15 protein-coding genes are annotated in these 16,404 nt (G+C 72.7%); 4 read left to right on the forward strand and 11 right to left on the reverse strand.

All coding sequences use genetic code 11. The features are described from left to right. Position 1: 1 nt before the first annotated feature. The 5 genes from ABEA43_RS38975 to ABEA43_RS38995 form a co-directional block, all read right to left on the reverse strand. Positions 2 to 466, reverse strand: a complete 465-nt coding sequence (locus ABEA43_RS38975; RefSeq protein WP_345570020.1) for a (2Fe-2S)-binding protein — start codon at positions 464 to 466, stop codon at positions 2 to 4. Next, positions 463 to 1,350, reverse strand: coding sequence for an FAD binding domain-containing protein (locus tag ABEA43_RS38980; RefSeq protein ID WP_345570022.1), 888 nt, complete (start codon positions 1,348 to 1,350; stop codon positions 463 to 465). The genes ABEA43_RS38975 and ABEA43_RS38980 overlap by 4 nt, the downstream gene beginning before the upstream one ends. Next, the gene (locus ABEA43_RS38985) at positions 1,347 to 2,636 is read right to left on the reverse strand and encodes an MFS transporter (RefSeq protein WP_345570024.1); all 1,290 of its coding nucleotides are present in this window, start codon (positions 2,634 to 2,636) and stop codon (positions 1,347 to 1,349) included. The genes ABEA43_RS38980 and ABEA43_RS38985 overlap by 4 nt, the downstream gene beginning before the upstream one ends. Before the next feature lie 5 nt (positions 2,637 to 2,641). Next, positions 2,642 to 3,835, reverse strand: coding sequence for a peptidase dimerization domain-containing protein (locus ABEA43_RS38990; RefSeq protein WP_345570026.1), 1,194 nt, complete (start codon positions 3,833 to 3,835; stop codon positions 2,642 to 2,644). A 62-nt stretch (positions 3,836 to 3,897) separates the two neighbouring features. After that, positions 3,898 to 4,911, reverse strand: a complete 1,014-nt coding sequence (locus tag ABEA43_RS38995) for an LLM class flavin-dependent oxidoreductase (RefSeq protein WP_345570028.1) — start codon at positions 4,909 to 4,911, stop codon at positions 3,898 to 3,900. Between the two features lie 80 nt (positions 4,912 to 4,991). Here ABEA43_RS38995 and ABEA43_RS39000 point away from each other — a divergent pair, with 80 nt between their 5' ends. Then, the gene (locus ABEA43_RS39000) at positions 4,992 to 5,786 is read left to right on the forward strand and encodes a FadR/GntR family transcriptional regulator (protein ID WP_345570029.1); all 795 of its coding nucleotides are present in this window, start codon (positions 4,992 to 4,994) and stop codon (positions 5,784 to 5,786) included. An 82-nt stretch (positions 5,787 to 5,868) separates the two neighbouring features. Here the strand turns inward: ABEA43_RS39000 and ABEA43_RS39005 are convergent, their stop codons facing one another. After that, entirely contained in the window at positions 5,869 to 6,519 is a 651-nt protein-coding gene (locus tag ABEA43_RS39005; protein ID WP_345570031.1) for a class I SAM-dependent methyltransferase, read from the reverse strand. Between the two features lie 150 nt (positions 6,520 to 6,669). Here ABEA43_RS39005 and ABEA43_RS39010 point away from each other — a divergent pair, with 150 nt between their 5' ends. After that, positions 6,670 to 8,046, forward strand: a complete 1,377-nt coding sequence (locus ABEA43_RS39010; RefSeq protein WP_345570032.1) for an SUKH-4 family immunity protein — start codon at positions 6,670 to 6,672, stop codon at positions 8,044 to 8,046. 169 nt (positions 8,047 to 8,215) lie between these two features. On the opposite strand, the gene ABEA43_RS39015 is transcribed toward ABEA43_RS39010, so the two are convergent. The 3 genes from ABEA43_RS39015 to ABEA43_RS39025 all read right to left on the reverse strand — a co-directional run bounded on the left by ABEA43_RS39015 (position 8,216) and on the right by ABEA43_RS39025 (position 12,439). After that, positions 8,216 to 9,124: an alpha/beta fold hydrolase gene (locus ABEA43_RS39015; protein ID WP_345570034.1), complete on the reverse strand. Its 909-nt coding sequence runs from the start codon at positions 9,122 to 9,124 to the stop codon at positions 8,216 to 8,218. 160 nt (positions 9,125 to 9,284) lie between these two features. Next, positions 9,285 to 11,726 carry an ABC transporter permease gene (locus tag ABEA43_RS39020; RefSeq protein ID WP_345570035.1) on the reverse strand — a complete coding sequence of 814 codons (2,442 nt, stop codon included), beginning with the start codon at positions 11,724 to 11,726 and terminating at the stop codon, positions 9,285 to 9,287. Beyond that, on the reverse strand, positions 11,723 to 12,439 hold the full coding sequence (locus tag ABEA43_RS39025) for an ABC transporter ATP-binding protein (RefSeq protein ID WP_345570037.1): 717 nt from the start codon (positions 12,437 to 12,439) through the stop codon (positions 11,723 to 11,725). Before ABEA43_RS39025 ends, ABEA43_RS39020 begins: the two co-directional genes overlap by 4 nt. Positions 12,440 to 12,576: 137 nt before the next feature. Here ABEA43_RS39025 and ABEA43_RS39030 point away from each other — a divergent pair, with 137 nt between their 5' ends. Both ABEA43_RS39030 and ABEA43_RS39035 read left to right on the forward strand, forming a co-directional pair. Beyond that, positions 12,577 to 13,314: a response regulator gene (locus ABEA43_RS39030; RefSeq protein ID WP_345570039.1), complete on the forward strand. Its 738-nt coding sequence runs from the start codon at positions 12,577 to 12,579 to the stop codon at positions 13,312 to 13,314. A 14-nt stretch (positions 13,315 to 13,328) separates the two neighbouring features. Next, positions 13,329 to 13,952, forward strand: a complete 624-nt coding sequence (locus ABEA43_RS39035; protein ID WP_345570041.1) for a mycothiol-dependent nitroreductase Rv2466c family protein — start codon at positions 13,329 to 13,331, stop codon at positions 13,950 to 13,952. 73 nt (positions 13,953 to 14,025) lie between these two features. Here the strand turns inward: ABEA43_RS39035 and ABEA43_RS39040 are convergent, their stop codons facing one another. Both ABEA43_RS39040 and ABEA43_RS39045 read right to left on the reverse strand, forming a co-directional pair. Then, entirely contained in the window at positions 14,026 to 15,021 is a 996-nt protein-coding gene (locus tag ABEA43_RS39040; RefSeq protein WP_345570043.1) for a LacI family DNA-binding transcriptional regulator, read from the reverse strand. A 179-nt stretch (positions 15,022 to 15,200) separates the two neighbouring features. Continuing rightward, positions 15,201 to 16,367, reverse strand: a complete 1,167-nt coding sequence (locus ABEA43_RS39045; RefSeq protein WP_345570045.1) for an AAA family ATPase — start codon at positions 16,365 to 16,367, stop codon at positions 15,201 to 15,203. Between the last annotated feature and the right edge of the window lie 37 nt (positions 16,368 to 16,404).

A 16,404-nucleotide genomic window follows, 5' to 3' on the forward strand; every position in this document is an offset into this window, starting at 1 on the left:
GTCATCGGGACCGCCCCGCGGCCAGGCGTACGGCGTCGAAGATCTTCTCGTAGCCGGTGCAGCGGCACAGGTTCCCCGCCAGGGCCTCGCGGATCTCCGGCTCGTCCGGATCCGGGCACCTGGCCAGCAGGTCGTGCACCGCGACCAGGAGCCCCGGCGTGCAGAACCCGCACTGCACCGCGCCCGCGTCCACGAACGCCTGCTGCACCGGATGCGCCTCCTGCCCGCCGGCCAGCCCTTCGACGGTCACCACGGACGAGCCCTCCGCCTGCCCGGCCGCGACCAGGCAGGCGCACACCGGCGTGCCGTCCAGGTAGACCGTGCACGAGCCGCATTCGCCCTGCTCGCAGGCGTTCTTGGAGCCCGGAAGCCCGGCCCGCTCGCGCAGCAGGAACAGCAGGCTCTCACCCGCCTGGACCCCGTCGAGGCTCCTGGGCACCCCGTTCACCCGCAGATCGACCCTCACCTGTTCAGCTCTCCTTCACCATCACGACGGCACTGTTCCTGCCAGGCCCACGCCAGCGTGCGCCGGGCGAGCACGGCGACGGCGTGCCGGCGGTAGCCGGCGCTGCCGCGTACGTCGTCGATGGGGGCGGTGGCCTGCGCCACCAGCTCGCCGAACCGGGTGCGGACCTGGGCGGGCAGCGCGCCGCCGCCCGCCCAGTCCAGCTCGGCGGCGGCGAACGCCTCGGCCCGCGCGGCGGCGACCGGCGTCGGGGCCGACGAGCCGACGGCGCACCCGACGCGGCGGCGGCCGGGGTCCAGCGTCAGCGCCACGGACGCGACGGCGATCACCATGGCGTTGCGCGGCCCGAGCTTGGCGAACTGCTCCGCGCCCGCGGCCACCGGCACCCGCACCGCCGTCACGATCTCGTCCTGGGCCAGCACCGAACGTCCTGGGCCGACGAAGAACTCCCTGGCTGGGACCGACCGCGTGCCCCGCACCGAGGCGACCTCGATCGAGGCGCGGGCCGACAGCAGCGGCGGCAGCGCGTCCCCGGCGGGGGAGGCGGTACCGAGGTTGCCGCCCACGGTGGCCCTGTTGCGGATCTGCGCGGAGCCGACCGTGCGCGCGGCCTGCGCCAGGCCCGGCAGCTCGGCGCCGAGCTCCTCGACGATCCGCGTGTACGGCACGCCCGCGCCGAGCGTGATCGTGTCGCCGTCGCGCGACCACGCGCGCAGCTCGGGCACCCGGGAGAGGTCGATCAGGGCGGAGGCGGTCCGGTGGCCGAAGTTGAGGCCGACCATGACGTCCGTGCCGCCCGCGAGCAGCGTGGCCTCCGGGTGCGCGGCCTTCAGCTCGGTGGCCTCCCGCAGGTCGCCGGCCCTGAGAAAGGTGGCGGTGGTCATGTGGAGATTTCCTCCTTCGCCCGTTCCGCGCCGTGCCGCTCGGTCAGGAACAGCGCGGCCACCGTCCCCACGACGCCCGCGGCGGTCATGTAGACGGCGATGGCCAGCCAGGAGCCGGTGCCGCCGTACAGCCCGGTGGCGATGATCGGGGCCAGGCCGCTGCCGAACACCGTGCCGAGCGTGTAGCCGACCGACATGCCCGTGTAGCGCACGGCCGGCGGGAAGACGTGGGCGAAGAAGGCCGGCATGGTGCCGTAGTTGGCGGCGTACGGGATGAACAGCACCACGAAGCCGACCAGCATCAGGCCGAACGAGCCGGTCTCGAAGAGGGAGAACCACACATACGGCAGCGCCGCCATCGCCACGATGCTGACCCAGAAGATCCGCTTGCGGTCCACCCGGTCCGACAGCCAGCCGAAGAACGGGATGGCGACGATGGTGAACACGTTGACCAGCAGCACGAGCTGCAGGATCAGGTCGCGGTCCAGGCCGAGCTGCTTCTCGCCGTAGCTGAGGGAGTAGACGGTCGCGATGTAGAAGGTGACGCCGGCCGGGATGTAGGCCAGGCACATGAGCAGCACGCGCGGCCAGTGGTTCGACAGCACCTCCGCGAGCGGCGTCTTCCTGACCTCGCCGCTCTCCTTGACCTCCTGGAAGTCGGGGCTCTCCGCCAGCTTCAGCCGGATGACCAGGCCCAGCCCGACCAGGATCGCGCTCAGCAGGAACGGCACCCGCCAGCCCCAGGCCAGGAAGGCGTCGTCGGACAGCTGCGAGGTGAGCAGGAACACCAGGTTGGCGAGCAGCAGGCCCCAGGCGGCGCCGGTGTTGACCAGGGCGCCGAAGAAGCCGCGCCGGGCGCGGGCGGCGTGCTCGACGCTCATCAGCACCGCGCCGCCGTACTCGCCGCCCAGGGACAGGCCCTGGACGACGCGCAGCGCCACCAGCAGGATCGGGGCGGCCACGCCGATCGTCTCGTACGTCGGCAGCAGGCCGATGCACAGCGTGGCGCCGCCCATCAGGCACAACGTGACGACCAGCATGGACTTGCGGCCCAGCCGGTCGCCGAAGTGCCCGAAGAGCGCGCCGCCGATCGGCCTGGCCACGAACGCCAGCGCGAACGTCGACAGCGACAGCAGGGTGCCGACCAGATCGTCGTAACTGGGGAAGAAGAGCTTGTCGAACACCAGCACGGCGGCGGTGCCGTAGATGAAGAACTCGTACCACTCGATCGTGGTCCCGGCCAGGCTGGCGAGGACGACCCGGGTGGAGCTGGACGGTTGTGCCATGGCGGTCACTTCCTCAGGAAGCGGGTGACGGTGTCACGAAGCACGGCGGCCTCGTCGCGTACGGCGGACAGCCGTACGAAGTCGTCGCCGAGGAGATCTCCCTCGGCGGGTACCCCGAACATGACGGTGGGAATGCCGCGCTCAGCCGGCCCTCCCGCGTCGAAAGAACCCCCGTAGAAGCCGTGCCGGGACTCGCCGAAACGCTCCCGGACCGCGGCGTCGAGCGCGCCCAGCACCTCGCGGCGCTCGGGCGGCAGATAGGCCGGCAGCATCGTGACCCCCGGCCTGACCTGGCACCCCTCCAGGTCCTCCAGCGCCTCGGCGATCTCCGCGGCGGCCTGCGCCGGATCGGTGCCGGGCAGCAGCCGCCGGTCCACGACGATCCGCGCCGACGCCGGCAGCGTGTGCGGGGCCAGCGGCTCGTAGCTGACCAGGTACGGGACGACCTGCTCGCGGCCGAGCTCCGGATGCACGGCGCGGGACCGTACGACCGCGTCGAGCTCGCGCAGCCTGACGACCACGTCCGCGGCGACGTCGATGACCCGGCTGTCCCCGTCCGGGGGGTTCGACGAATGCGCGGCCTGGCCGTGGACGTCGACGATCACGTCCACCCGGCCCCGGTTGCCGAGCGACACCTCGAACCCGGTGGGGAAGAGCTGGATGACCAGGTCGGGCCGGTAGGGGAGGGCGTCGAGGATGGTACGGGAGCAGTCGTGGCTGCTGCGGCCCTCGTTGTTGACGCACAGCAGCAGCGTCCCGTGCAGCTCGACCTGCTCGGCGACGAGCCAGCTGGCCAGGTCGAGCAGGCACGCCTGGTGCGCCTTGTTCTGCGAGACGCCCTGGCCGAACAGGCACGGCTCGTCCACGCCCAGCTCGATCGGCGTGCGGATGCGGCCGGACCACGGGTCGGTCATGAGGTTGTGGTGCTGGGTGGGCGTGTAGGCCATGAGCGCCAGCGTGGGGCCGTCGCCGTCGCCGAACCGGACGGCGAACTGGTTGGCGGGCAGGTCGATGACGTCCGTCGCGCCCGCCGCCAGGAACGCCGGGCGCAGGTGGTCCTGGACGTAGCGGACGAGCGCGGGGTGGTCGGGGTCGATGAGGGTCCGCGCGCCCAGGGGCACGGCGGAGGGGACGCGGGCCAGGGCGGCCAGCGCGTCCACGACGTACTCGCCGGTGACCGTGACGGAGGCACTGCTCACCGCGCTGCTCACCGCGCTGTTTACCGCGCTGTTTATCGGGCCGCTGCTCGCTGGGACGCCGCTCATGAGAGCTCGCGCAGACGGGGGAGCACGTCGCCGCCGAAGCTCTCGATCAGCTCGCTCGGCAGCGTGTAGTTGCCGACGTGCCGCAGGTAGAAGCCGGTCGCTCCCAGCTCGACCGCCTTCCTGGCGCGTTCCACGATGTCGTTGACGGTGCCGAACAGGCAGAACGTCTGGGCGAACCGGACCGCCATCTCGTCGGTGACCCACTTGGAGGCGTGCCGGATGGCCAGCTCCCAGTCCTCGGCGTGCACCATGTCCGGGTAGACCTCGGGCACGTGCGGCGGCGGGGCCAGCTCGATCCCGGCGATGCGCAGGAAGTCCTGGCCGCCGATGGTGGCCATGTGCAGGCAGATCGGCTTGAGCACGGCCGCGTCGCGTTCGAGGTCGTCGGTGACCTTGCAGAACGCCCCGGCGGTGAACTCGAAGGGCCGCGGCGACCCGGCCAGGCCCTTCCGCACCGCCTTCGTCGTCTGGCCGAGCGTCTCGGGCGAGATGCCGGCCAGGGTGACCACGCCGTCGGCGATCTCACCGGCCAGCTCCAGCGTGCGCGGGCCGCTCGCGGCGATGTGCACGGGCACCGCGCCGCCGGCGTCGCGCAGGCGCAGCCGCCGCTCGCCGTACTCCCATTCCCCGCCGCTCAGCAGCGCGCGGATCTGCTCGATGGCCGCCTGGAGCTCGGCCCGCTTCGACGGGCGGATGCCCATGGGCTTGACCGAGCTGTCGCCGGTGCCCAGGCCCAGGATGACGCGGCCCGGCGCCAGCTCCGCGACCGTGTTGATGCCCGAGGCCACCACGGTCGGGTGCCGGGTGACGACGTTCGTGACCGCGGTGGCCAGGCTGATGCGGTCGGTCCTGGTCGCGGCGACGGCCATGGCCGCGTACACGTCGCGCCACAGCAGCTGCGAGTCGGCGATCCAGGCGACGTCGAACCCGTAGCGCTCGGCGCGCCGCACCTCTTCGGCGATCTGGTCCGCTCGCGTGGCCGGTGGGAAGCGGACACCTACTTTGATCAACGAGACCACCCTCTTCCGGATTAATCCGGCAACGTAGTCTGTTGTCTGACATCAGTCAACGGATGTGGCAGAATATCCCGGTGAGCACCGAGCAGACACGTGACCCCGTTCGGTACGAGCCGCTCGCTCGCACCCCCTTGCCCGACGTCATCGCCGAGCAGCTGCTGGCCGAGATCGACTCCGGCGCGCTGCGGCCCGGCGACCGGCTGCCCTCGGAGCCCGAGCTGGCCCGCCAGCTCCAGGTCGGGCGCAGCTCCCTGCGCGAGGCCATCCGCAAGCTCCACACGCTGGGGGTCCTCGACGTCGTACGAGGGCGCGGCACGTACGTCCGGCATCCCACGGAGCCGGAGCCGAGCGAGCAGTTCGTCCACTGGAGCGCCACCCAGGGCCCGGCCATCGCCGAGGTGCTGGAGGTCCGGATCGGGCTGGAGCTGGCCGCGTCCGGGCTGGCCTGCGCCCGCGCCACCCAGGCCGACATCGACGAGGTGGCGGCGCGCTGCCGCGAGCACGAGTCGGCCCGGCGCAAGGGCGACCTGGCCGTGCTGGTGCGCACCGACGAGCAGGTTCACGAGAGCCTGATCAGGGCCGCGCACAACGACCTGCTGCTGCAGATCTATCTGGCGCTGGTGCCGCAGATGGCGGAGTTCCGCGAGCACACGCTGGCGCTTCAGCGGGCCGACGAGCGCTTCGACCCGCACCACCGGGCCATGCTGACCGCGCTGGTCGAACGCGATGCCGCCGGGGTGCGCGCCGCCGTGGTGCAGCACGTCGGGGCGCTCTACGGCGAGGTCAAGGCGGCGGGGACGGTGGAGCTGGGCCGGCCGCCCGCGGGCCGGATGCTCGACTTCGCCACGATCCTGGCCAACTTCACCTGACCTGCGGCCGCGGACCGGATCGTGTCAGCGGACGCAGGAGGGGCGCCGGCCGGATCGTGTCCGCGGCCGCAGGAGGGATCCGCTAGGCCGGACGGCGGGCCAGCAGGTGCGCCTGCGGCCATCCGCGCGTGGCGTCCTCGGAAGGCGCGATGATCAGCCGCGCTATCTCGGGGAGCCCCGCCTTGAGCAGCAGCTCGGCGACGCGATCCGGCGAATAGCGGTAGGCGAGGCACACCCGATGATCGAACGCCTCCGCCACCTCGTCGGGATCGTCGTACCCCTGGAAGGCCACCAGCAGGTGGCCGCCGGGCGCGAGCACCCGGTAGAACTCGGCAAGGATCTCGGGCAGCCGCTCCGGCGGCGTGTGGATGATCGAGTAGTTGGAGAGCACCCCGGCGAGCGAGGCGTCCGCCACGTCCAGGGCCGCCATGAGCCCCACCTCGAAGCGGAGGTCCGGATAGGCGTCCCTGGCGATCGCCACCATCTCCGGCGACAGGTCGACGCCGAACGCGTCGACGCCGAGATCGCGCAGATGCGCGGTGACGTGGCCGGGCCCGCATCCCACGTCCGCCACCGGGCCGTCACCCGAAGCCCGCACCAGCTCGGCGAACAGGGGGATCATCGCGCGGTTGAGCGGGCCGGCGTGGTAGCTCTTGGGGATGCTCTCCGCGTAGAGCGTGGCGGCGGCGCCGTAGCCGGATCGGGTGGAGGTGAGGAAGGCCGACTCTGTCATGGACGGTCATGCTAACCCCGCCCGGACTCCGGGCGGCGAAATGACCGGGAAGTAGATCTTGCCCTACACTCCCTACGCCTATGGGATCTTGGTCCCGGGGCCTGGCGCCGCCGCGGCGGGCCGTCCACAACGACAAGGGTGCTGACTCTCGTGGTAACGCATGAACAGATGGTCGAGCTCTTCGGTGACGAAGCCGTGCTGCTGATGGAGGTCGAGCACCTTCGCGACAAGGGGCTCTCCGACGCGGACGCGCGGATCCTGGGCCAGGTCGGGCTGCCGGTGCGTGCGGACCTGGCGTTCACCGCCGCCGTGGCGGGCGAGCCCTCGTCCGGCGCCTCCGTGGTGTTCAAGACCGGCGGCGGAGACGTGGACGTGCTCATTCTCGGCGGTACGGCCGGCGAGGGCGGCATGCGGTACTTCCTCGACCTGCGCGGCGGCGTCGTCGGCCTGCTCTCGCTCGACGGGGAGCCGCAGGCGGAGAAGGTCAACACCGACCTGGAGAGCTTCGTCGAGTTCCTCTACCGGCTCAGGGCGCGCCAGCGGGCGCTGAACGGCGAGCCCGAGGAGGCCGGCCGCGACTACACCGAGCGGCTGTGGCTGTCGTTGAAGGAGCTGGACCCGGCGGCCTTCACCGGGGCCGAGGGCTGGTGGCCGATGGTGCTGGACACCCTGATGGACCGGGACCTGATCGCCGAGACGCGGGCGTTCCTCCAGCAGCGGCGCGCCGAGGTGGCCGGCGAGCTCGCCGGCGGATCCGCCGATCCGGCTCGCTGGTCGCAGCGCGACGGCTTCGACCAGGCGGTCAGCCGGCTGGAGAGCGACGGCTGGCGGCTCGTGGACGCGGAGCGGTTCGCGGCGGAGGGCGAGACCAGCGGGCTGCTGAGCCTGCCCGCCGACCTCGACGGCCACTTCGCGCCGGACGGCTCCCTGGTCAAGGACATCGGCATCGCGTGGCGGGGCGGGCTGCCGTCGAACGTCCAGTCGGTGTTCGCGCGGGAGGGCCTGGTGGTCTGCGTTCCCGGGCAGTCGGACCGGGAGGACGAGGACGCGCTGCTGGAGCTGGACTCCGACGAGCTGGGCAGGCAGGCGGACGAGGCGATGGACGCGCTGTTCGCGGCGGTGCACGGGCTCAACAAGCCGGAGGACGGGGTGGTGACCTGCCTGGCCACCGACCGGTCGTCCGACCTCTGCGAGATCGTCCGGGCCTTCGAACGGCTCGCCGCGCACGGCTACCTCGCCGAGCCCGACCTGTGGCCGACGGCCTCCGGCGCCTGGCAGCACGTACGGGAGGCGACCCCGGACGGGCAGGCGCCCAAGGCGGTCTTCTGGATCACCCAGGCGCATACGTCGTGCTTCGACCTCCGTGGGGACCTGGTGGACGAGCTGGCGGTGCAGTGGGTCGGCGATCGGGAGCTGATCGCGGAGGTCCTGTCCGGCACCGGGCTGCAGGTGACGACGCCGCCGGACGACACCGTGGCGTTCCTGATCAGGGCCGCCGGCCAACGACACCCGGAAGCGGCCTCCTGAGGCGGCTTTCTTAGGCGGCCTCCTTAGGCGGAGGCCGACGTCTGGAAATGGTCTCCTGAGGCGGCCTCCTTGAGGCGGGGCCGACGCCTGGAGGCGGCTTCCTCAAGTGAGGCCGACGTCCGGGAGCGGCCTCCTCTACTGAGGCGGAGGCCGCTGCGGACGGGTCTGACTACAGGGGTGAGCGGGTGACGGACTCGGCGCGCTGGACGACGGCGGCGATGCGGGCGGCGAGGCCGGGCCACAGCGCTCGGGGCAGGTCGTGCCCCATGCCGTCGATGACGACGAGCTCGGCGCCCGGGATGGCGTCCGCGGTCGCGCGCCCGCCGCTGACGTCGCACAGGACGTCGTCGGCGCCGTGGACGATCAGGGCGGGCAGGTCGAGTGAGCCCAGCAGCGCCGTCCGGTCACCGGAGGCGACGACCGCCACGGCCTGGCGGATCATGCCGGTCGGGTCGAAGGAGCGGTCGTAGGCGAGCCCGACGCGTTCGCGCAGCGTGGCCTCGTCGGGCTCGAAGCCGGGTGATCGCACCACCCGGGACGCCCTGACCCACTGCTCGATGACCTCCTCCCGGGTCGTGGCCGGCGGACCGGCCAGCGCGGCCAGCGCCTCCGGATGCGGCTGGCCCACGGAGCCGTCGCCGGTGGAGGACATGATCGAGGTCAGCGAGCCGACCCGGCCTGGGTGCTCGATCGCGGCGGTTTGGGCGATCATCCCGCCCATCGAGGCGCCGACGAGGTGGGCGCTGTCCAGGCCGAGCGCGTCGAGCAGGCCGACGGTGTCGCCCGCCATGTCGGACAGCGTGTAGGAGACCGAGGAAAGGTCGCCCGCCAGCACGGCCGGCAGGTCGGGGACCGGTGCGTCGTGGAAATGCGTGGACAGGCCCACGTCGCGGTTGTCGAACCGGATCGCCTGCAGCCCCTGCGCGACGAGCTCGGCGCAGAAACCCTCGTGCCAGGCGATCATCTGCCCGCCGGCGCCCATCACGAGGAGCACGGGCGGCGCCTCGGGATCGCCGAAGCGCTCGTAGACCACCTCGATTCCGGACGGGCCGACGTTGAGGGCCTTTTCCGCATTCATGCGTGACTCCATCTCCTCCAGGAATGGCAGAAAAGACCGTACCAGTATTCGCTGGAAAAACCACGAGTCAAAAGCGGGGAAATTGCGGGATGACCAATGGCGACCATTTCCCATTAAATGGGCGCGGCAGGTCATATACTGGAAATGCAAGGGGCGGAATTCATTCGGTGTGCAGCGCCTCGGCGATCGTCAGCCGCGCCGCCGAGCGCGCGGGCACGAACGCCCCCAGCATCGCGATCGCCACCCCCGCCAGCGGCGGCAGGGCCAGCTCAGCGGCTCGCCAGACGTCCAGCATGAAGTCCGGCAGCGTCAGGCCCGCCGCACCGGACATGGCCCCCACGACCACCCGGTGCGCGACGACTCCGATCGGCAGCCCGAGCAGCCCGCCGAACGCGCCCAGCGCCGCCATTGACGTCACCATCATCACGCTCACCTGGCGCGGGGTCATCCCGATCGACTTGAGCATGCCCAGGTCGCGGCGGCGTTCGCGGGTGTTGAGCAGCACGGTGTTGAACACGCCGAGCGCCGCGACCGTGCCGAGCAGCAGCGTGAACGCGGATGCCGCGCCGATGACGGTCACGCTGTCGCGGTTCGTCGGTGACTGGGCGGCCGGGTACAGGCCCGGGTCGGCCCTGCGTACCGCGGCGTTGTAGGGCTCGACGTCCGTGCCGGGGGCCAGACCGACCTCGTACTGGGTGGGTCGCATCTCCGGGTCGAGCGCCATCAGTGTCGGCCAGCTCGCCATGAGCGGGTCGTCCGCGCCGCTCATGGCCTCGCCCACGATCGTGACCGGCGTACGCGCGCCGCCGAGCGTGAGGGTGAGCCGGTCACCGATCCCGAGCCCGTGCACCCTCATGAACGCCGACGGGACGACCACCTCGCCCGGCCCCGACAGCCGGCGCCCGCGCACGATCGTCTCACCCCGTGCCGCGGTGTCCCCGCGCAGGAACTGGACCATGATCCGCCCGGACCGTCCCGCCAGGCGCAGGTCGATCCAGGCGTCCGCGATCACGTGCCGGGCGCCGGGCAGCCCGCGCAGCAGCGCCTCGATCCCGGCGTCGTCGTGGCGGGGCCTGGTCTGGTCCGGCCGGCCCACGTGGACCACCGTGTCGACGTGGCCGACCCGCTGCGCCGCGTCCCCGTACGCGGTCATCGTACGGAACAGGCCTGAGGCCAGCGTCACCGTCGTCACGCCGAGCACGACCGCGGCCAGCGTCAGCAGGGAGCGGCCCGGACGCGCGAGCGGCAGCCCCAGCCCCAGGCTGACCGAGCGCGGCAGCCGCGTGCCGGCCAGCAGCCGCTGCACCCGCTGGGCCCGCCCGGCGCGCGGCGCGCTGCCCGCGCTGATCGTCTGCGCGGCCGACAGCCGGTACGCCCGCGAGGCCGGCCCCAGCGCGGCCAGCACCACCACGGCCGGTACGCCGGCCAGCGCCAGCGCGTACACCCGGAGGCTGATCCCGGCGCCGAAGTCGGCCGACCCCGTGCCCTCGAACAGGTGCCGCAGCAACGGCTGCGCGGCCAGCCCGCCGAGCGCCGTGCCCGCCAGGCAGCCCGCGAACCCGGGCAGCAGGACCATGCCCAGATACACCGCGACCACCTGGTGGGGCGTGAACCCCACGGACTTGAGCACCCCGATGTGCCGCAGGCCGGCCACGACGGCGCCGCTGATGACGTTCGCGACGATGAGCACCGCGACCGCCAGGCCCAGAACGCCGAACACCGTCAGGAACGGGACGTAGACCGAGGCCGTCCTGGCGACGTCCCGTTTGACGGCCAGGTACGTCTGCGAGTCCAGCAGCGAGCCCTCGGGCAGGCTCGACGTGAGGGCCGCCATGGCCGCGCGCAGGTCGCCGTCCGTCTTGGCGGTGGTGAAGCGCAGCAGCAGTTGAGCGGCGGCAGGCTGCCCCGCCGTTGAGCCGCCGGGGCGCCCCGTCGGCTGGCCTTCCGTCTGGCCCGCTGGTTGGCCCGCGCTCTGCAGGGCCTGGAGCTGGTCCGGTGTGACCCAGGCCTCCGCTGACCTGCTGAGGCTGCTGGCCAGGCCGACGATGGTGAGCCGCGTGCCCCCTTCGAGCTCGACCGTTGCCCCCAGCAGGTCGCGGAAGAACGGCTCGGCCGGGCGGTTGACCACGATCTGCCCGGGTGCGGCGGCCCAGCGGCCCGCCCACAGATCCACCCGGTCCACCGGGCCTCCAGGGCCGGGGCGGCCGACGACCGCGAGCGGGCCAGGCGGCAGGCTCTGCGCGGTGCCTGCCACGGTGACGACGACCTGCCCGAACGGCCCGGCCACCGCCTCCACCGCCGCCGCCGATCCTGCCGACGGCCCAGCCGCCGATCGGCGTGCCACCTGGAGCAGCTGGTCGCCTGAGACCTTGGTGGTGTCGAACGTGGCCACGACGTGCGCCCCGCGCTGCCGTTCGAAGGCCCGGTCGAAGGGCGCCGAGGTGGCTTCGAGCAGGCCGAGCGCCATCACGATCGCCACGCTGGAGCACAGGACGACCACGCCGAGCACGACGCTCTGGAAGCGGCGCCGCCGTACCGCCGCCACCGACACCCGCCACACCGCCCCCGCACCCTCGAACCGCCTCCCGACGTCACCGCTCATGAGGCCACGGCCCGCTCCCCGGTCACCCTGCCGTCGGCGAACTCGATCACCCGGCTCGCGCACCGCTCGGCCAGCCGCTGGTCATGGGTGACCAGCAGCAGCGTCTGCCCGATCTGATGCAGGTCGAGCAGCAGGTCCATGACCTGTTCACCCGTGCCGCTGTCCAGAGCGCCCGTCGGCTCGTCGGCCAGCAACAGGGCGGGACGGTTCATCAGGGCCCTGGCGACGGCGACCCGCTGGCGCTCACCGCCGCTCAGCACCGCGGGATAGCGGGCGGCGCGGCCGGCGATGCCGAGCTCGTCCAGGAGTTCGAGCGCCCGCCTGCGGGCCTGCGCCGCCGGGGTGCCGGTCAGCTGCGCGGCCAGGGCCACGTTGTCGAGCGCGGTCAGGTCATCGAGCAGGTTGAAGAACTGGAAGATCATGCCGATCCCGCGCCGCCTGAACACCGCCAGCCCGCTCTCGTCCAGCCGCCCCAGATCCTCGCCCCGCACGGTGACCGTCCCCGAGGTGGGGCGGTCCAGCCCGGCGATCATGTTGAGCAGCGTCGACTTGCCGCACCCCGACGGGCCCATCACCGCGACGGCCTCACCGGCGCGGATCTCCAAAGAGACGCCGTCCAGCGCCACGGTCTCCCCGAAGTGCTTGCTCACGCCGTCGAGCCGCACCACCGCCGGGCTGTCGGTGCCCCCGCCGCCGGGGCTCTCGGTTGTCATGACCAGAGGCTACGGAGAAGGCCGGGGTGCGGGCATCCTTCCCCGGATGTGCTCCGGCGGTCGTGTCATCCCGTGGATGTACGTCAGGGGATCCGGGGGCTGATGCGGATCACCGGACGTTCTGCGATGGTGAACGGGTGGGAACCGCCGAGCCGGCCGCCGCCGCGCACACGCCCGCACCCGTGTCCTCGCCCCGTGTGCTGATCGCCGACGACCAGACGCTGATCCGCACCGGCTTCCGCCTGATCCTGACCACGCGCGGCATCGACGTGGCCGGCGAGGCGGCCGACGGCGTGCAGGCGGTCGCGGCGGCGCGCGAGCTGGACCCGGACGTCGTCCTCATGGACATCCGCATGCCGAACCTGGACGGCCTCGAAGCCGCCAGGCAGATCCTGGCCGGCCGCCCGCGCTGCCGGGTGATCATGCTGACCACGTTCGACCTCGACCGCTACGTCTACGCCGCGCTCGCGCTCGGGGCCAGCGGCTTCCTGCTCAAGGACGTCACGCCCGAGCACCTGGCCGCCTCCGTACGGCTGGTCGGCACCGGGGACGCCCTGCTCGCGCCGTCGATCACCCGGCGGCTGGTGGAGCGGTTCGCCGCCCCCGACCGCGTCCGCGCCACCCCGCCGGGGGCCGGGCACGACGGGCTGACCGGCCTGACGCCCCGCGAGCTGGAGGTGCTGACGCTGCTGGGGCAGGGCCTGTCCAACGCCGAGCTGGCCCGCGTGCTGACCCTCAGCGAGCCGACCGTGAAGACGCACGTCGCCCGCATCTTCGCCAAGCTCGGCCTGCGCGACCGCGCCCAGGCCGTGGTCGTCGCGTACGAGACCGGGCTGGTCAGGCCGGGGGATCGGCCAGGAGATCGGCGCGCGTGACTAGGATCGGGGCCATGCGACACGCCGAGGCGCCGATGGTCGCCGACTTCTGGTTCGACCCGGCCTGCCCCTATACGTGGATCACCTCCCGCTGGCTGGTCGAGGTGGCGAAGGTGCGGCCGGTCGAGGTGCGGTGGCACGTGATGAGCCTGTCGGTGCTCAACGAGGGGCGCGACGACGATCCGGAAGGCGACCCCGAGGGCTACCTGTGGGTCCCGGTGCGCGTCTGCGCGGCGGTGCGGAAGGCGTACGGGCAGGAGGCTCTGGGCCGTTTCTACACGGCGCTGTGGACCGCGGACGGCGAGCAGCGCGACTGGATGGGCGATCTGCGCGCGGCCCTGGCCGCGGCGGGGCTGCCGGGGGAGCTGGCGGAGGCGGGCCTGTCCACCGACTACGACGACCTGGTACGCGAGTCGCACGCGGAGGGGATCGGGCTGATCGGCGAGCACGTCGGCACCCCGGTCGTCGCGGTGACCGGCGGGGGAGGGGAGCGGGTGGTGTTCTTCGGGCCGGTCGTGTCCGTGATCCCGCGCGGCGAGCAGGCCGGGCGGCTGTGGGACGGGACCCTGCTGGTGGCCGGCACGCCCGGCTTCCACGAGCTCAAGGGCCGCCCCCACGAGGAGCCTCAGCTCACCTGAGAGCCGACGCGCGGCCGCTCTGAAGGGCCGTCACGAGGAGCCCCAGCTCACCTCGGGGCCCTGCAGACGGCCGTCACGTGGAGGAGCGGGCCACCAGGTCGGGGGGGAAGATGACGTGCCGGTGCTCGTGCCCGGCCGGCTGGTTGGCCTCTTCGAGCAGCATCAGGGCGGCGGTGCGGCCGAGCTGCAGCCGCGGCTGCCTGATCGACGACAGCGGCACCGCGGCCGCGGCGGCGAAGTCGATGTCGTCGTACCCGAGGATGGCCACGTCCCCGGGGACCCGCAGGCCGCGCTGCGTCAGCTCCTGCAGCACGCCCAGCGCGACCAGGTCGTTCGCGCAGAAGACGGCGCTGGGCCGCGCGTCGCCGGGCATTCCGGCGATCTGCGCGCCCGCGGTGCGCCCGGTGGCGATGGTGAGGTCGGGCAGGCGGATGACGGTCAGGGTGTCGTCGGGGGTGAGCTCGGCGGCCAGCCCCTGGTGCCGGTCCTCGACCTGGCGGACGGTGAAGGGCCCGCCCGCGTACGCGATGTGCCGGTGCCCGCGCTCGCGCAGGTGCCGCCCGGCCAGGCGCCCGCCGAGAACGTCGTCGACCGAGACGGCGCACCCCTGCTCGTGCCGCGTCGAGCTGTCGAACACCACCACCGGGATGCCCCTGGCCGTCAGCCGCCCCAGGCGCTCGCGCTGGCCGCGGTCGTTGACCGGGGTGATCAGCACGCCCAGCGGTCGCTGCTCCTCGAACGTCTCCAGCAGCCTGGCCTCGCGGGCGGCCTCCTTGCTGCTGTTGAACACCATCACCGTCAGGCCCGCGCCCTGCGCCGCCGACTCCACGCCGCGCAGCACGTCGATGAAGAACGGGTTCGCCAGGTCGAGCGCGACCACGCCGATGCTGCGGCTGCGCCCGGCCCGTAGCTGCCTGGCCGAGCCGTTGCGGACGTAGCCGAGCTGGGCGACCGCCTCCTGCACGCGCCGCCGGGTCTCCGGCGCCACCATCTCCGGCCGGTTGAGCACATTGCTCACCGTGCCGACGGAGACTCCGGCCAGCCGGGCGACCTCTTTGATGCTCGACATCGTTCCTCGCGTCTGATGAGGGCGGCATGACGATGCGGCTTGAATCGTATTAATGCCCCTGGTGGCAAACGTTTACCAGCTAGAGACGTGGTCATTGCCAGTCACACTAGCTTTGATCCGAGAAAAGCTCCAAAACGATTTACATAATATGATCAGGGCTCAAAGTGAGCAAGCGGCCGTTACCGCTTGGGCCAGTGCCAGGGCGGCTCGTCCAGGGGCTCTTGGCCGGCCACGCCGGTCTCGCCGAATTCCTTGACCAGCTCGACGGTGCTCGCCCCCGCCCTGCCGAGCGCGGCCACCAGCGGCATGCTGTGCGTGACGGTGACGATCTGCGTACGCGCTCCCGCGGCGGCGACGAGGCCGGCCAGCGGCGCGATCAGGTCGGGGTGCAGGCTCGTCTCCGGCTCGTTGAGCACCAGCAGCGCCGGCGGGCGGGGCGTCAGCAGCGCGGCCACCCAGAACAGGTAGCGCAGCGTCCCGTCCGACAGCTCCGCCGCGCCCAGCGGGCGCAGCAGGCCGTGCTGGCGCAGCCGCAGCTCGAACCGGCCGGCCTCGGCGGCGACCTCCAGATCGCTACCGGGAAAGGCGTGGTCGACGGCCGTGTCCAGCGCGTCGGCGTCGCCGATCTCCCTGATGGTCTGCAGCGCCGCGGCCAGGTCGGCGCCGTCGTGGCCGAGCACGAGGGTGCGGGTGCCGATCCTGGCGGCGCGGGCGGGCGCGTCGGCGTCGGTGCGCAACTGGTCGTAGAAGCGCCACGAGCGGATCCGGTCGCGCAGCTCGAGCAGCTCGGGCGCGTGCTGGGGATCGGCGATCTCGCTCAGCATGCTGTCGAACGGCTTGATCCTCCCCGGTACGCGCCACCAGCCGCCGTCGGCGTCGCGCACGCGTACGGCTCCGCGCCCGCGCTCGGCCAGGACCGCGGCCGGGCGCAGCATGGGCCCGCTCCAGACGGCCTCCGCCTTGATCTCGGGGTCCAGCCGGAAGGCGGTGCCGCCGTCGGAAGGAGAGGGCATGCCCAGGTCCATCGCGTAGCCGAAGTCGTCGCCCGCGAACCCGAGCCGCAGGCTCACCGGGCCGGTGCGTACCGTGCCCTGGACCGGGTGCCGGCCCTCGCGCACCGCCCGGCCGACGCGCTCGGGGCCCGCCCACAGCGTGGAGGGCAGGCCGCCCTGCCGGGCCAGCGCGGCGACCGCCCCGTTGCGCGCGGAGTCGGCCAGCAGCCGCAGCGCGCGGTAGAGGCTGGACTTGCCGCTGCCGTTGGCCCCGGTGATCACGGTCAGCGGGGCGAGCGGCAGGACCAGGCGGCGCAACGACCGGTAGCCCTCCACCGCAAGCGTGCTGATCACGTACACATCCTGGCACTTCGGCCGGGCCGCCGCGTGG

Source organism: Nonomuraea rosea (genome assembly GCF_039539705.1).
Taxonomy (GTDB): domain Bacteria; phylum Actinomycetota; class Actinomycetes; order Streptosporangiales; family Streptosporangiaceae; genus Nonomuraea; species Nonomuraea rosea.

Coding starts and splice junctions, on each gene's coding strand:
- ABEA43_RS39020 (WP_345570035.1), bottom strand. CDS start 11,726: ATGAGCGGTGACGTCGGGAGGCGGTTCGAGGGTGCGGGGGCGGTGTGG.
- ABEA43_RS39025 (WP_345570037.1), bottom strand. CDS start 12,439: ATGACAACCGAGAGCCCCGGCGGCGGGGGCACCGACAGCCCGGCGGTG.
- ABEA43_RS39035 (WP_345570041.1), top strand. CDS start 13,329: ATGCGACACGCCGAGGCGCCGATGGTCGCCGACTTCTGGTTCGACCCG.
- ABEA43_RS39015 (WP_345570034.1), bottom strand. CDS start 9,124: ATGAATGCGGAAAAGGCCCTCAACGTCGGCCCGTCCGGAATCGAGGTG.
- ABEA43_RS39005 (WP_345570031.1), bottom strand. CDS start 6,519: ATGACAGAGTCGGCCTTCCTCACCTCCACCCGATCCGGCTACGGCGCC.
- ABEA43_RS39040 (WP_345570043.1), bottom strand. CDS start 15,021: ATGTCGAGCATCAAAGAGGTCGCCCGGCTGGCCGGAGTCTCCGTCGGC.
- ABEA43_RS38980 (WP_345570022.1), bottom strand. CDS start 1,350: ATGACCACCGCCACCTTTCTCAGGGCCGGCGACCTGCGGGAGGCCACC.
- ABEA43_RS38985 (WP_345570024.1), bottom strand. CDS start 2,636: ATGGCACAACCGTCCAGCTCCACCCGGGTCGTCCTCGCCAGCCTGGCC.